The following is a 15163-nucleotide window of genomic DNA, read 5'->3' on the forward strand; positions in this document are numbered from 1 at the left end:
GTTTGAAAGTAAAAAGTATTAAAGTGTTTTCAACTTTGGACTTTTGTCTTTCGACTTTGGACTTTTGTCTTTCGACTTATTTATCCTTATTTTTGTGCAAAATTACAATCAAAACAATTCATAAGCAAACATTATGACATTAGAAACAAAAAAAAGTGTTTTTGTTGAATTAGGAAATTTTTTAAGTCAGTTTTCTGAAAAGGAATCCGTTAAAAAATCGGACGTATTATATAACGATATTTTTTTCGATGATTTTCAAAGCCTGATTCAATTATCACAATCTCATAATGGCTGGTACACCCCTGAACAGGTTTACTTTGCAATACAGTCATGGGCAGAAGCTTTAACAGCAGAAAATATTGAAAAATGGCTTTCAAAATATTCCTTCGACTTCGCTCAGAATGACAGGAACGAAAAAACCGTTGCTTTGATTTTAGCCGGAAATATTCCGTTAGTTGGATTTCATGATTTCTTATCGGTATTAATAACTGGGAATAAAGCACTTATCAAAACTTCATCAAACGATCAGCATTTGCTGCCATTTTTGGCAAAATATTTAATTGCAGTTGATGAAAATCTGAAAGATAAAATCAATTTCGTTGAAGGAAAACTTGAAAATTTTGATGCTGTAATTGCAACCGGAAGCAATAATACTTCTCGTTATTTTGAATATTATTTTAAAGATAAACCTTCGATCATAAGAAAAAACAGAAATTCGGTTGCTGTTTTAAACGGAAATGAATCTAAAGAAGAATTAGAAAATTTAGGCGAAGATATTTTTCGTTATTTCGGATTAGGATGCCGAAATGTTTCTAAACTTTTTGTTCCAAGCGGCTATTCTTTTGATGGATTTTTTGAAGCAATGTTCAAATATCAGGATGTTATTCATTATGAAAAATACGCTAATAATTATGACTATAATAAAGCTGTATTTTTAATGAGCAACTTTAAATTATTAGACAACGGATTTTTGACTATTAAAGAAGATTCGAGCTATGCCTCTCCTATTTCGAGTGTTTTTTATGAGTTTTATGAAAATATTGACGATTTAAAAGCGCGTCTTGAAGCTGATTCTGAACAAATTCAGTGCATCGTAAGCAGCGATTTAATTCAAAACAGTATTCAATTTGGCCAGACGCAAAATCCGCAATTGTGGGATTACGCAGATAACGTTGATACTATAACGTTTTTGTTAACAACAAAGTAAAAATATGTTTAATTATTTCGAATAATTTATCGCTTTTTCAGCTCCTATTGCCGAAATTTGCGTCTTTAAAATTTTCGACTATTAACAACAACCATGAAAAAACACAACTACAGCGCAGGACCAAGTATTTTACCTCAGGAAGTTTTTGAGAAGGCATCAAAAGCAATTTTAAATTTTAATGATACAGGATTATCTATCCTTGAAATTTCGCACCGAAGCAAAGAGTTCGTTGCTGTTATGGAAGAGGCACGATCCCTTGCATTAGAATTATTAGGACTTCAAGGAAAAGGATATCAAGCTTTATTTTTACAAGGTGGTGCAAGTACAGCATTCTTAATGGCTCCTTACAACCTGATGAAAGAAAACGGAAAAGCGGCTTATTTAGATTCAGGTACATGGGCAACTGCTGCAATAAAAGAAGCTAAATATTTTGGAGAAACTGTTGTTGTAGCTTCTTCAAAAGAAGAAAATTACAACCATATTCCAAAAGGGTACGAAATACCAAGTGATGCAGATTATTTTCACTGTACAAGTAACAATACCATTTTTGGAACTCAAATGAAAGAATTCCCAGCAACTAACATTCCTGTTGTTTGCGACATGAGTTCTGATATTTTTTCACGTGAATTAGATTTCTCTAAATTTGATTTAATCTATGCCGGAGCTCAAAAAAATATGGGACCTGCGGGAACTACTTTGGTAGTAATCAAAGAAGATATTCTAGGTAAAAACGGAAAAGAAATTCCAAGTATGTTAGATTATGCAAAACACATTAAAGGTGAAAGTATGTATAATACTCCTCCAGTTTTTGCTGTTTATGTTTCTTTATTGACTTTACAATGGATTAAAGAAAAAGGTGGAATCGCTGCTGTTGAGAAATTAAACGACGCAAAAGCAGATTTACTGTATGCTGAAATCGACAGAAACCCATTATTTAAAGGTGCTGCTGCAGTAGAAGATCGTTCTAAAATGAACGTTACTTTTTTATTAAGCAACCCAGATCATACTGCCGTTTTTGATGCTGCATGGAAAGAAGCTGGAATTTCTGGAATCCCAGGACACCGTTCTGTGGGTGGCTACAGAGCTTCTATTTACAACGCTATGCCTATCGAAAGTGTTCAGGTTTTAGTTGATGTAATGAAAGCATTGGAAAGTAAAGTTTAATCGTTTTTTTCGGTTAATCGTTTATACGTTTAATCGTTAATGTGATTAACTGTTAATTCGTTTAATTGTTCATTTGATTAAATGTTTAACGGTAAAGCATTTCCTTTAAAAAGTTCAAAAAAGAAAAAAATAATAGTTGGTTCATCGATTAAACAATTAAACGTATATACGATTAAACAGTTAAACGATTAACCAAATAAACAATAAACACACAATGAAAGTATTAGCAAATGACGGAATTTCTAAAAGTGGAATTCTAGCCTTAGAAAAAGGTGGATTTGAAGTTATAACTACAAAAGTAGCTCAAGAACAAGTAGCTAACTTTATTAATGAAAATAACGTAGACGTAATTTTAGTGCGCAGCGCAACTAAAGTTCGTAAAGATATTATCGACGCGTGTCCTGGTATCAAAATCATCGGTCGCGGTGGTGTTGGTATGGACAATATCGATGTTGATTATGCTAAAAGCAAAGGAATTCATGTAATCAATACTCCTGCTTCATCATCAGAATCTGTTGCTGAATTGGTATTTGGACACTTATTTTCTGGTGTTCGTTTCTTACATGATTCTAACAGAAATATGCCTCTTGAAGGAGATTCAAACTTCGATGGCTTGAAAAAAGCTTACGCAAACGGAACTGAATTAAGAGGTAAAACTCTTGGTATCGTTGGTATCGGACGTATCGGTCAGGCAACTGCAAAAATGGCGCTTGGTTTAGGTATGAAAGTTATCGCCGCGGATAGTTTTATTCCGCAGGTAGATGTAAAAGTGGAGTTTTTTGACGGACAATCTATTACAACTACAATTGTTTCTCAATCATTAGAATCTTTATTTAAAGAAGCTGATTTCATTACATTGCACGTTCCTGCTCAAGATGGTTACATTATTGGAGAAAAAGAATTTGAAATTTTGAAAGACGGAGTTGGAATCGTAAACTGTGCTCGTGGTGGAGTTATTGATGAGGTAGCTTTAGTAAAAGCTTTAGATTCAGGAAAAGTTGCTTTTGCTGGGTTAGATGTTTTCGAAAGCGAACCAAAACCAGAAATGGCAATCTTAATGCACTCTAAAATTTCATTGACACCTCACATTGGTGCTGCTACTGGAGAAGCACAAGACAGAATTGGAACAGAATTAGCTTCACAAATTATTACTTTGTTGAGCTAAGCAATCAAAAAATAGATTAACTTTAAAGGGATTTATTACAGTTTTGTAGTAAATCCCTTTCTTTTTGTTAATTTTGGTGTCTAATCTAAAACTTTTAAAATCATGTTTGAACAATTAACACAATTAGTACAGCAATACGGTGGTGATGCCGTTGTAAACAATTCTGCTGTCCCGAATGAGCATAACGAAGCAGTATTAAGCGAAACTAGTAATTCAATTTTTGCAGGATTACAAAAAATTGTTTCTGAAGGCGGTACGGAGCAAATTGCCGGATTATTTAATGGAAATTCAGCTATCGACAGTTCAAATCCTGTGGTACAGCAAATACAACAGCAATTGAGTGGCAATCTTGGTGAAAAGTTTGGACTTAGCAGTGCAGATTCCAGCGGCGTGGCTTCTAATTTGATTCCGCAGATTTTAGGTTCATTAGTTAATAAAGCAAAAGACCCAAATGATAGTAGTTTTCAGATTTCAGATATCATCAATTCGATTTCCGGAAACAGCGGACAAGCATCTGGAATTATGGATACTATTTCGAAATACGGAATGCAATTTGGCCTTGACCAAAACAGCGATGGAAAAGTAGATGTTGCTGATGTATTAGTAGTTACTAAAAGCAAAGGTGGCATTTCTGGTTTTATAGGGAAACTTTTTGGAAGTAAATAAAGTTGCTAAGATTCTGAGACACTAAGATTTTAAGATTTTTGTCTTTATCTAAAATATAAAAAAGCTGTTTATTAAAAAACAGCTTTTTTGTTACTAACAACATAGAATCTTAGCATCTTAGAAACTTAGAGTCTTAGAAAAAATTCGTAACTTTAATAGTTCAAAACAAAAGTCATGAAGAAATTCATTTACATATTAATTGTTTTATTTACGATAATTGCGTGCTCAACTGCATCAAAAAATGATGTGATTGCGGCCAATTCTCCTAAAGTAAATAAAGCTGTAAATGATACAGTGAAAATTGTAAATGATTCATTAGAATACGAAGTAATCATTATTGACAATGGCTTTTCGACTTGGCTGGTATCAATGGCGCTTCCACGCCATTATTACTCTCTAGCATATCTTGAAAACAAAAATTATCTGTATGTAACAGAATGTAATAATCGTGTGCGTCAGCCACAGGTTTATAACCCAAATTTATACGAGATGCTGATTGATTACCGCCCTGAGATTCATTATGGCTACGAAGTGAATTATCTTATTTATAACTATATGATCTATTTTCAAAATACTTATAAACAAAAGCTTTGGGGTTACGTTCCATCTAGATAATGTTATTATATTTGTAATCATTACAAATAGCAATGAATAAATTAAAGAAACGCTGGGGAATTACCTCAAATTTACAAGCCATAATCATTCTTATCGTTTTTGCCATCACCGGATCGGCATCTGCGTGGCTGTCTAAACCTTTTTGTGTTTGGCTCGGTATTACAAAAGAAGATTTTGGAGGCTGGTTTACTTTAATTAGGTTACTTATTATTTTCCCAATTTATCAAGTTTTATTAGTTGCCATTGGAACTATTTTTGGGCAGTTCAAATTCTTTTGGAACTTCGAAAAGAAAATGCTTAAAAATATGGGATTGGGATTTCTGTTTAAAGATTAATCTTCTTTTTTATTTTTCTGAAAATAATACGTATAAATCCAGGTAAGCGTAAATGACGGAACAACATCTGTAAAAGGCAGAATTTCTTCAACAAAAGTCAAAACACTTGCCACCTTTCCTACTCTTCCTTTATACATTTGGGTCATTATAAAAGCAGCAAGAGGCGCCCAGATTACATCGGCAAAATCACCAAAAATTGTGATCATGGAAGTTGCCATACCAATTCCGTCCAAAATTAATCCTATTATTAATTTTGACTTTCTATTATCTTCTACAACATTCAAATCCTGCATCTTACATTTCATTTTAAGTAAATCGAAATTAAAAAATTATTCAGAAACAGAATTATTTCTTTTTATAATTTAATTTCTAAATTCCCATATCAATAAACATACCCAAAATTTTAGATTTCAGAGTTTCGATTTTAGATCTTGGCAATATTGTCCTCTCAAACTAAGTCGAAGGCTATTGCTATTTGTTCGAATTTGGAAATTTAAAAAATTGTAATTTGAATTTTGATTTTAATCTTCGTTTCTTTGTAAAAACAGTTTCAAAAAATGATACACGCAAAAAATATACATAAATTCTACGACCAGGTTGAAGTTTTAAAGGGCGTAGATTTACACATTAAAAGAGGAGAAATTGTTTCAATTGTTGGCGCTTCTGGTGCCGGAAAAACAACCTTACTGCATATTTTGGGAACTTTAGACAAACCATCAAATGATGTTGCAGCTACTTCACTAATTATAAATGGCGAAAACATTCTAAAGCTGAATGATAAAGCCTTATCTAATTTTAGAAACCTAAATTTGGGGTTTATTTTTCAGTTTCATCAGCTGTTGCCTGAATTCACAGCGCTTGAAAATGTTTGCATTCCCGCTTATATTGCAGGAAAAAAAGTTGCAGAAACTGAAGCTGAAGCTAAAAAACTACTGAAATTTCTAGGATTATCTCATCGTATAGATCACAAACCAAATGAACTTTCAGGCGGGGAACAACAGCGTGTTGCAGTGGCGAGAGCGCTAATAAACAAACCAGATGTTATTTTTGCCGATGAACCTTCGGGAAATCTAGATACACATTCTGCCGAAAATCTGCATCAGTTGTTTTTTCAATTGAGAGATGAATTTGGTCAAACCTTTGTAATCGTAACGCATAATGAAGAATTAGCTAATATGGCCGATAGAAAATTGGTTATGGTTGATGGCCAAATTAGCAATACAGAAGTTACTAAAGATGAATAAAACAGAATTAAAAGAATTCTTAGACGAGAAAGTCATTCAATATAACAATCAGGATTTTATTGAAAGTGATCCTGTCCAGATTCCGCATTTATTTTCTCAAAAAGAAGACATTGAGATTGCCGGTTTTTTAAGCGCTTCAATCGCTTGGGGAAACCGCAAAATGATTATTAAGAATTCGCATAAAATGATGGAATTGATGGGCAACACGCCTTATGATTTTGTCATGTCACATTCTGATGAAAATTTAGAAAATCTAGAAACCTTCGTTCACAGAACTTTTAACGGAAAAGATTTTGGCGGATTCATTAAAGGTTTACAGCATATTTACAAAAATCATGGCGGCCTTGAAGCTGTTTTTGCTAAAAACCAAGAGCAGAATAGTCTTCAGAAAAGCATACATGAGTTCAAAAAGATATTTTTTGAAATCAATCATTTGCCACGAACTCAAAAACATATTTCTGATCCAATGAATAATTCGGCAGCCAAACGCATCAACATGTATTTGCGCTGGATGGTACGCCAAGACGCAAAAGGAGTCGATTTAGGCATTTGGAAAACCATTTCTCCCGCATCTTTATCTTGTCCGTTAGATGTACATTCAGGAAATGTAGCCCGAAAACTAGAATTGCTTACGCGAAAACAAAACGACGGAAAAGCATTAGCCGAATTAGACGTTAAACTCAGAGAGATGGATTCTCAAGATCCTGTAAAATATGATTTTGCACTTTTTGGTCTTGGAGTTTTTGAAGGATTTTAACTACAAAAATTTATTGTTGTTATTTTGACATTGCATTTTTTTTTCGTAATATTACAAGTGTAAAAGCCTGATATTATGGAACAAACTATAGATTATATCAAACATTTTGTCCTTCCATTTTTTTTAGTCTTAACGCTTTCTTTGGCAACTATTTTAATTCTGAAAAGAGTTTTTTACCAATACAGTCTTCCTTACAGACATAAAATTATCAGAAAGTCTGAAATATTTCTGACTGAAATCACCTTATCAAAACCTGACAAGAATACATTAAAATACCGAATTGCAAAGTTCAAATCGGAAATACCAATCCATAAAGCTTGGTGCAAAAACATGCTTATCGAAGATTTAATTCGAATGAAAAGCAACTTAAAAGGCCCAGCTGCCAAAAATATTCTTCTTATCTACAAGCGTTTAGGTTTAAACAATTATTCTGCAAGCTTAATTAGAGACTTCAGAAAATATAAAAAGTACGAAGGCATCCACCATTTTCAATTATTATGCTATAAACCAGGTATTTCACTTATAAAAAAATATTTATTTAGTTCGAATCAAATCATTCGGTCCAATGCAAATATTGCCTATTTGGCACTGTCTAAAGGCGATTGGCAGGCTGTCGACAAACTGCCTCTAAAAGTAACGATTATCACGACGATAAAAGTTATGGATGTTCTGCATACAGAAAAAATTCCTATGCCTGAAGAAGTAAATCAATGGATATATTCTAAAAATAAGGCAATTTTAAAACTAGCCGTAATGGTAATGGTGTTTTACAATTACAGAAACAAGTCGGCCGAAATTATCAACTTATTGCATCATAAGCACCAAGGTTTAAGAACGGATGTAATTATAGCAATCAGAGATCTTTATTTGTATGAAGCCGAAGATGTGATTTTATCTTTATATCCAACCGAAACTCTTCAAATTCAATTTCAAATGCTGGAAACGCTCTCTGTTATAGGCTCAAAAAAAACATTAGATTTTTTAGATATTGAAATCGAAAAACAAGAAATAAAAGACCTGAAACTTAAAATGGTTTATTGTTATAATAATCTAGATCCTAAAAGCCTAGAATTATTAGGCAGAAAAGATCCTGACACTCAAAAAATGATTAATCACATAAGACAAATACAAATATGATTCACGATTTTCTGGCTCATCTTATACGTATTTATGATATTTTTATAGCCTTTTTTTCTATTGGGTATATTCTGTTTTATGTGTTTTTATCAATATTATCTTATTGGGCCATTATAAAACATTTGAAATATGAAAAATATCTAGAAGAAGATGTGTTGCTCCGCTCTAACCACATTCTGGGCGTTTCAGTTGTCGCACCGGCCTTCAACGAGGGTTTGAATATTGTTTATAATGTAAAATCATTGCTCTCGCTGACTTATCCTAAATTTGAAATTATAATCGTAAATGACGGAAGTACAGATGATACGCTAGAAAAATTAATATCCGAATTTGATTTGGTTAAAATTGACTTTTATTATCAGGAAAAAATTCCGACACAACCTGTAAGAGGCCATTACAAATCGAAAAATCCAGTTTATTCAAAACTGTTGGTTGTCGATAAAATAAACGGAAAAAGTAAAGCAGATGCTTCAAACGCTGGTATTAATTCATCACAATATCCTTTGTTTTTATGTACTGATGTTGATTGCATTTTAAAGCAAGACACGATTCTAAAATTGGCAAAACCATTCATGGAAAGTCATATTCGTGTAATTGCGACTGGAGCTGGCATCAGAATTTCGAATTCATGCGATGTGAAAGAAGGCTTTTTATTTAGAGTTCATTATCCAAAAGAATGGTATCCGAGGTTTCAGGAACTAGAATATGTTCGTTCTTTTTTATTTGGACGAATGGCCTGGAGCCAAATAAACGGTTTATTGCTTGTTTCTGGCGGACTCGGAATGTTTGATAAAGACATTGTAATCAAAGCTGGAGGTTATTGGCATAAATCTCTAGGTGAAGATATGGAACTCGTAACGCGTATGCGCAAATATATGCACGATACAAAGCAGCAATTTTTGATTAAATACATTCCAGAATCACTTTGCTGGACAGAAGTTCCTAGCACCAGGGAAGTTTTTTTAAGACAAAGAATCCGTTGGGCTCGAGGACTCGTACAAACGCTTTATTTGCATCGTAATATGTTTTTAAATCCAAAATATGGAAGAACAGCATTTCTTGTTTTGCCCTTCTTTTTCAGTTTTGAATTTTTAGTTCCAATAATAGAATTCATTGGAATCATTACTTTGATTTCAAGTTTCATTTTTGGCATTATAGATTTTCAGTATCTATTGATTATAAGCGCTTTAGTATATCTTTTTTATTTATCGATTACGATTATTTCAATTTTAATAGATGAAATTTTATACAGAAGCTATGCAAATTATAAAGAATTAATAATCCTTGTTGGTATGGCCGCCATTGAACCTTTTGTTTATCATCCAATAAACGTTTATGCATCGTTAAAAGGATATTGGTATTTTTTTACAAACAAAGAGCAAAAATGGGGCGTCATGGTTCGTAAAGGTTTTGAGAAATCACCCGTAAAATAATTGATGATGAAAAACATTAAAACTTTACATATAATCCAATTGTTTCTCTGTCTTTTTATATTTTCTAACCAAAATATAAAAGCCCAAAAAATTGATACTGACAGTCTTCTGATCGTTATAACCAATGACATGAAAAATGCTCATCCTGATTATAATCGCAACATTCAGCGTGCTTTATTGGGTAAAAAAATGGCTCCAGATTATCTTGATTTTCATTTATTTTTAGGGCGAAATTATGATTTGACAAATGTAAAAGACAGCGCAAGGTACTATTACAAATACGTAATTGAACAAAATCCAAAGTATCAGGAAGCTTTTCTGTATCTCATAAATTTAGACTTAGAAGAAAAAAAATATGATGAAGGCTTAATTTTAGCCAATAAAGCGATTGAATTATATCCCGATGACAAAACATTTCGGTTAAGACGAATCGCCATGTATTCATCAAAAGGTGATATTGAAAATGAAGCTAAATATCTAAAATCAATTAGGACCAAATTTCCACATGATCCCGAAATCGAACAGCGACTTTATGAGCTTTATTCAAAAATTAATATGGACCGTGTTGGAATATATTACAATTACACAACTATTAGCCGAGACGGAATTGGCCCCTGGAATTTAGCAAGCGCTGATTACCTAAGACAGCGTATATGGGGAAGTTTAATTGGGCGTGTTAGTTATGCAAAAAGGTTTTCTTCGAATTACATAATGGCAAGCGGACTTCAATTTGAAGTTGAATCCTATCTGTATGCAAAAAACAATAATTATTCCTACCTAGATGCCGCATACAGTCAAGATGATGCTTTTCCTGAATTGCGATTAGGTTACTCTTATTTTCATAACTTTAAACACGGCTGGGAAGCTGATCTGGGAATTCGCTATATTAAGTCGCAGGACAATAGTGATGTTACATCACTTAATATAGGTCTTGGCAAGTATTTTGGCTCTTACTGGCTAAATCTTAGATCTTTTATTCAAAATGAAGGACCTTCTTTTACTTTTACATCTCGATATTATTATAAAACAAAATTTGATTACGTAACTTTGATTGCCGGTTACGGAACTTCCCCAGATGACAGAACACGCGCTGCCGAATATGAAGCAAGGATGACTTTAAAATCTTTTAGAGCCAGTGCGGGTTTTAACAAACTTATAAAAAGTCATTATATAGCAGGAATTTTAATCACTGCAAACGAGCAAGAATATACGTCCAATAAATATCAAACTGAACTTGATTTTGCCTTTTTATTGCAATATAAATTTTAGAAATCATGAAAAAAAAGCATCAGATATATTTACAGCTCCTCATTTTCTCCATATTTAATTTTAATATGATGTCACAATCTGAAATTATTATAACAAATAAAAATAGTATTCTCTCAAAATCAGATGATTCTCGTGACGCTGCTGTACTATTAAAAAAATATATCGATAAAGCTTTTGCAAAGGAATTTGATAATATTTCAGGCGAAAAAAAAGATACTGATCAATCTGAAATAATCTTAGAAATTTCAGAACAAGAAAAACTGAAGCCGAATGATTTCATTATTAAAAGTGATTCAAAATCCATTTATCTGATTGCTGAAAATTCGCGATCAATGCGCTATGCCGTATATACATTGCTGGAAATTTGGGAATTCCGGAAATTTTCTGCCACTGAAACCTATATTCCAAAAGTTGATCAATTTACGTTTGCTAAAAATACGCTTAAACGTTACCAGCCTTCATTTGATTATCGAGCGCTTTTTTTTCCCGATTGTTACGACGAAGCTTTTAGAGATTGGCATAAACTCGACTGGCACTTAAATGATTTTGCAATTTGGGGACATTCCTTTAATCTTCTTGTTCCACCAAAAGAATATTTTAAAAGCAATCCAAAGCTTTTTGCGCTTTATCAGGGAAAAAGAAATGGAGAATCTTTATGTATGACCAATGATACAGTTGTCAATCTCGTTGAGAAAAAAATGGCAAAAATGATTGAAGAGAAACCAAATGCTCAATTCTATTCCGTTAGCCAAAATGATGACGTGGTGTATTGCGAATGTGCAGAATGCCGAAAAATGAATGAAAAACATGGTGGCCCGCAAGGCTCTCTATATTATTTTTTAAATAAAATTGCGTCTCATTTTCCAAATACAAAAATTACAACACTTGCATATTTACATACTTTTAAACCGCCTGTAAATCTAAAAATTGCGCCAAATATCTATACTATTTTCTGTCCAATCGAATTAAATCGGGGAAAAACAATTACGGCCCAAAATGAACCTTCATTTGTAAAAACACTAGAAAACTGGAGCAATACTTCTCCGCATTTGTTTTTATGGGATTATACGGTTCAATTTTCGAATTATATGTCACCTTTTCCAAATTTCGAGCCTTTTCAGAGTAATTACAAGCTCTTTAAAAAGAATAAAGTAAAAGGTTTATTTGTTCAAGGTTATGCCGATGTTCCAGGAGATTTCTCTGAATTAAGACAATACCTTCTGGCAAAACTATTATGGGATACCGAAACCAATATTCAAGCAACAACAGCTGATTTTTTAAGAGGCTTTTACGGAAAAGCTGCTCCCTTTATAACCAACTATTTAAAAGCTTTAACCGAAAATCAAAATAAAAGCAATGTTTATTTAGATATTTATTCGGGTCCCGTACAAGCTCGAAATTCATTTCTTACGCCTGCAAATATGGATCAATACGATCAATTGCTGGAAAAAGCTGCCGATGCTGTAGCTGACGATACAACTTTAAAAGGCAGAGTTCACAAACTGAGGCTGGCTTTAGAATATACCTATTTTGAACAATCTAAATTTTATGGGAAAAACCAACACGGAATGTTTGTCGTAAATAATAATGGAGAGAAGGTAGTAAAAGATGGTTTGACCGAGAGAGTTTTGCAATTTACTAAATCGTGTAATGACTTAGGAATTTATGAATTAAGCGAAGATGGCCTTTCTCCTGATAATTATTATAAAGAATGGCTGGAGATCTGTAAAAACAAAACAACACATTTAGGCGAAGACTTAAAAATCAACTACTTAACACCTCCTTCAGAAGATTTTAAAGGAAAAGGAAGTTATGGTTTAGCAGACGGAAACCGAGGCTATAAAGACTTTAATATCAACTGGATTGGATGGTACAGCACAAATCCTTCTTTTGAAATTGAAACAAATAAATTAAATTTTAATATTCTCAAATTAAACTTTCTAAATGATCAGCGTCATTGGATTTTTACTCCAAAAAAAATAAAAATTTATGGTTTTGCAAATCAGAAATGGAAGCTTATAGAAGAGAAAATTTGTGATACGTTAACAGAAGAATTTGAAATTACAACGAAATCTTGGGGATTTGAAAATCAAAGCTTTAATAGCTTTGCAAAAATCAAAGTGCTTGTTGAAAACCAGACAGAATTACCAGCTTGGAGAGAAAGAAAGAATAAAAAGCCAATGGTTATGATTGATGAGATCGAACTTTTTAAAAAATAAAAGCCAAAATGAACAGCAGTGAAAAAAAAATTATGATTATCGACAGCGATGATATGGCTATCGAAATTCTAAAATTTATTTTAAATCGAGAAGGTTACAAAATTAGTGTTGCTAAAGATGGAATAAGCGCACTTGAGCAAATAGGAAGTTTTATGCCTGATTTAGTGATTACTACCATTATTATTCCGTTAAAATCAGGACTAGAAATCATCAGTCACATTAAAAAAAATTACGCTCAGATACGTGTGGTGGCGCTTTCGTCGCTTGGTGAAGAAGAAGATACGGTCGAAGAAGCATTTAAATTAGGCGTTGATGATTTTATTGCAAAACCTTTTAATCCAAACGAACTTTTATTGCGAATAAAACGATTTTTGTAGTAATTCAAACTCTATTTTTAAGAAATATGAATCGCTTAAGTTTTTGTAATTTCGAAGAAATACCAATTTTTCAGCTATTTATAGCTATATTTGCACAAAATTTAATGCAAATGAGCACTTTCGAAAAATTCAATCTTCCAAAATCATTACAAAAAGCTGTTGACGAATTAGGCTTTGTTACGCCTACTCCTATTCAGGAAAAATCTTTTTCTGTAATCATGTCTGGACGTGATATGATGGGAATTGCACAGACCGGAACAGGTAAAACATTTGCTTATTTACTGCCTCTTTTAAAATTATATAAATTTACGAATACCAATACACCTAAAATTGTTGTTTTAGTACCAACTCGTGAGTTAGTAGTTCAGGTTGTCGAAGAAGTTGAAAAATTGACTAAATACATGTCGGTTAAAACTTTAGGCATTTATGGAGGTGTAAATATTAATACTCAGAAAAAAGCCGTTTACGAAGGAGTTGATATCTTAGTTGGAACGCCGGGCCGTACAATGGATTTGGCACTTGACGCTGTTGTTCGTTTTGATGATACTCAAAAATTAGTAATCGACGAATTTGATGAAATGCTGAATTTAGGTTTCAGACCACAGCTGACTTCACTTTTGGCAATGATGAAAACAAAACGTCAAAACATTCTGTTTTCTGCTACAATGACAGACGAAGTTGATGATATATTAAATGATTATTTTGATTTTCCAGAAGAAGTAACACTTGCAGCTTCAGGAACTCCTCTTGAAAAAATTACTCAGATTACATATAATGTTCCGAATTTCAATACAAAAGTAAATCTGCTGAAACATTTACTGGAAACGAACGAAAACATGAATCGTGTTTTGGTTTTCGTAAACAATAAAAAGATTTCAGACATGCTTCATACGCGTGTTGAAGAGTTTTTTGAAGGACAATTTGGTGTTATTCACTCTAATAAATCTCAAAATTACCGTTTGAGCACAATGGCCGAATTTCAGGAAGGAAATCTTCGAGGCTTGATCACTACAGATATTATGGCGAGAGGTTTAGATATTTCTGATATCACGCACGTAATCAACTTTGAACTTCCAGAAGAACCTGAATTATATATGCACAGAATTGGTCGTACCGGCCGTGCAGATGCCACTGGAACTGCAATTAGTTTTGTAACGCCAAGAGAAGAAGAATTCAAAATTGAAACCGAACTTTTAATGAATCAGGAACTTGAAATTACTGATTTCCCTGAAGAAGTCGAAATTTCAACAAAATTGATTGAACCTGAAAAAGACAGACAGCCGATTAAGTTTTTAATGAAAAAGGTAAAACTTGAAGGTGAAGGTGCTTTTCATGAAAAATCTAAAAAGAATAAAAAAGTCAATCTTGGAGGTCCTTCAAAAACTAAAAAGAAAACACATGGTTCTGTCAATCGAAATATGTTGAAGACCAGAGATAAGAAGAGAAAAGATAAGGATAAATAATTTTTAGATTCTAAGTAGCTAAGATACTAAGATGCTAAGGTTCTAAGGTTAGAGAAATAAAAAAAACTAAAAAGGCGAAATTAAGTTAATAACTTAATTTCGCCTTTTTAGT

Annotated in this window: 15 protein-coding genes; 14 read left to right on the forward strand and 1 reads right to left on the reverse strand. The window is 32.8% G+C overall.

Annotated elements, in window-relative coordinates; translation table 11 throughout:
• Nucleotides 1-133: 133 nt before the first annotated feature.
• The 6 genes from EV145_RS09180 (at nucleotide 134) to EV145_RS09205 (ending at nucleotide 5152) form a co-directional block, all read left to right on the forward strand.
• Nucleotides 134-1207, forward strand: a complete 1074-nt coding sequence (locus EV145_RS09180) for an acyl-CoA reductase (RefSeq protein ID WP_133524921.1) — start codon at nucleotides 134-136, stop codon at nucleotides 1205-1207.
• Between the two features lie 93 nt (nucleotides 1208-1300).
• Nucleotides 1301-2371: a 3-phosphoserine/phosphohydroxythreonine transaminase gene (gene serC, locus EV145_RS09185; protein ID WP_133524922.1), complete on the forward strand. Its 1071-nt coding sequence runs from the start codon at nucleotides 1301-1303 to the stop codon at nucleotides 2369-2371.
• A gap of 214 nt (nucleotides 2372-2585) precedes the next feature.
• Entirely contained in the window at nucleotides 2586-3536 is a 951-nt protein-coding gene (locus EV145_RS09190; protein WP_133524923.1) for a D-2-hydroxyacid dehydrogenase, read from the forward strand.
• 102 nt (nucleotides 3537-3638) lie between these two features.
• Nucleotides 3639-4202 (forward strand): DUF937 domain-containing protein, encoded by a 564-nt coding sequence (locus tag EV145_RS09195; protein WP_133524924.1) that lies wholly within the window; start codon nucleotides 3639-3641, stop codon nucleotides 4200-4202.
• Nucleotides 4203-4376: 174 nt separating this feature from the next.
• Nucleotides 4377-4817: a DUF6146 family protein gene (locus tag EV145_RS09200; protein ID WP_133524925.1), complete on the forward strand. Its 441-nt coding sequence runs from the start codon at nucleotides 4377-4379 to the stop codon at nucleotides 4815-4817.
• Between the two features lie 32 nt (nucleotides 4818-4849).
• Nucleotides 4850-5152: a DUF6787 family protein gene (locus tag EV145_RS09205; RefSeq protein ID WP_133524926.1), complete on the forward strand. Its 303-nt coding sequence runs from the start codon at nucleotides 4850-4852 to the stop codon at nucleotides 5150-5152.
• Here the strand turns inward: EV145_RS09205 and EV145_RS09210 are convergent.
• A complete protein-coding gene (locus tag EV145_RS09210) occupies nucleotides 5149-5457 on the reverse strand; it encodes a hypothetical protein (protein ID WP_243739238.1) in 309 nt (102 codons plus the stop codon). The two genes, EV145_RS09205 and EV145_RS09210, sit on opposite strands and share 4 nt — an antisense overlap.
• A gap of 252 nt (nucleotides 5458-5709) precedes the next feature.
• Here EV145_RS09210 and EV145_RS09215 point away from each other — a divergent pair, with 252 nt between their 5' ends.
• The 8 genes from EV145_RS09215 (at nucleotide 5710) to EV145_RS09250 (ending at nucleotide 15051) form a co-directional block, all read left to right on the forward strand.
• Nucleotides 5710-6396, forward strand: coding sequence for an ABC transporter ATP-binding protein (locus EV145_RS09215; RefSeq protein ID WP_133524927.1), 687 nt, complete (start codon nucleotides 5710-5712; stop codon nucleotides 6394-6396).
• Nucleotides 6389-7153, forward strand: coding sequence for a TIGR02757 family protein (locus EV145_RS09220; protein WP_133524928.1), 765 nt, complete (start codon nucleotides 6389-6391; stop codon nucleotides 7151-7153). Before EV145_RS09215 ends, EV145_RS09220 begins: the two co-directional genes overlap by 8 nt.
• A 75-nt stretch (nucleotides 7154-7228) precedes the next feature.
• Complete coding sequence (locus EV145_RS09225; protein WP_133524929.1) at nucleotides 7229-8290, forward strand: hypothetical protein; 1062 nt, start codon at nucleotides 7229-7231, stop codon at nucleotides 8288-8290.
• On the forward strand, nucleotides 8287-9723 hold the full coding sequence (locus EV145_RS09230) for a glycosyltransferase family 2 protein (RefSeq protein WP_133524930.1): 1437 nt from the start codon (nucleotides 8287-8289) through the stop codon (nucleotides 9721-9723). Before EV145_RS09225 ends, EV145_RS09230 begins: the two co-directional genes overlap by 4 nt.
• Nucleotides 9724-9852: 129 nt before the next feature.
• A complete protein-coding gene (locus EV145_RS09235) occupies nucleotides 9853-10992 on the forward strand; it encodes a YaiO family outer membrane beta-barrel protein (RefSeq protein ID WP_166638430.1) in 1140 nt (379 codons plus the stop codon).
• A gap of 5 nt (nucleotides 10993-10997) precedes the next feature.
• A complete protein-coding gene (locus tag EV145_RS09240) occupies nucleotides 10998-13211 on the forward strand; it encodes a DUF4838 domain-containing protein (RefSeq protein ID WP_243739239.1) in 2214 nt (737 codons plus the stop codon).
• Between the two features lie 8 nt (nucleotides 13212-13219).
• Nucleotides 13220-13588, forward strand: a complete 369-nt coding sequence (locus EV145_RS09245; protein ID WP_133524932.1) for a response regulator transcription factor — start codon at nucleotides 13220-13222, stop codon at nucleotides 13586-13588.
• Between the two features lie 110 nt (nucleotides 13589-13698).
• Nucleotides 13699-15051 carry a DEAD/DEAH box helicase gene (locus tag EV145_RS09250; RefSeq protein WP_133524933.1) on the forward strand — a complete coding sequence of 451 codons (1353 nt, stop codon included), beginning with the start codon at nucleotides 13699-13701 and terminating at the stop codon, nucleotides 15049-15051.
• Nucleotides 15052-15163 lie beyond the last annotated feature (112 nt).

The organism is Flavobacterium sp. 245, from assembly GCF_004362055.1.
Classification (GTDB): domain Bacteria; phylum Bacteroidota; class Bacteroidia; order Flavobacteriales; family Flavobacteriaceae; genus Flavobacterium.

Coding starts and splice junctions, on each gene's coding strand:
- EV145_RS09180 (WP_133524921.1), top strand. CDS start 134: ATGACATTAGAAACAAAAAAAAGTGTTTTTGTTGAATTAGGAAATTTT.
- serC (WP_133524922.1), top strand. CDS start 1,301: ATGAAAAAACACAACTACAGCGCAGGACCAAGTATTTTACCTCAGGAA.
- EV145_RS09190 (WP_133524923.1), top strand. CDS start 2,586: ATGAAAGTATTAGCAAATGACGGAATTTCTAAAAGTGGAATTCTAGCC.
- EV145_RS09195 (WP_133524924.1), top strand. CDS start 3,639: ATGTTTGAACAATTAACACAATTAGTACAGCAATACGGTGGTGATGCC.
- EV145_RS09200 (WP_133524925.1), top strand. CDS start 4,377: ATGAAGAAATTCATTTACATATTAATTGTTTTATTTACGATAATTGCG.
- EV145_RS09205 (WP_133524926.1), top strand. CDS start 4,850: ATGAATAAATTAAAGAAACGCTGGGGAATTACCTCAAATTTACAAGCC.
- EV145_RS09210 (WP_243739238.1), bottom strand. CDS start 5,457: ATGAAATGTAAGATGCAGGATTTGAATGTTGTAGAAGATAATAGAAAG.
- EV145_RS09215 (WP_133524927.1), top strand. CDS start 5,710: ATGATACACGCAAAAAATATACATAAATTCTACGACCAGGTTGAAGTT.
- EV145_RS09220 (WP_133524928.1), top strand. CDS start 6,389: ATGAATAAAACAGAATTAAAAGAATTCTTAGACGAGAAAGTCATTCAA.
- EV145_RS09225 (WP_133524929.1), top strand. CDS start 7,229: ATGGAACAAACTATAGATTATATCAAACATTTTGTCCTTCCATTTTTT.
- EV145_RS09230 (WP_133524930.1), top strand. CDS start 8,287: ATGATTCACGATTTTCTGGCTCATCTTATACGTATTTATGATATTTTT.
- EV145_RS09235 (WP_166638430.1), top strand. CDS start 9,853: ATGAAAAATGCTCATCCTGATTATAATCGCAACATTCAGCGTGCTTTA.
- EV145_RS09240 (WP_243739239.1), top strand. CDS start 10,998: ATGAAAAAAAAGCATCAGATATATTTACAGCTCCTCATTTTCTCCATA.
- EV145_RS09245 (WP_133524932.1), top strand. CDS start 13,220: ATGAACAGCAGTGAAAAAAAAATTATGATTATCGACAGCGATGATATG.
- EV145_RS09250 (WP_133524933.1), top strand. CDS start 13,699: ATGAGCACTTTCGAAAAATTCAATCTTCCAAAATCATTACAAAAAGCT.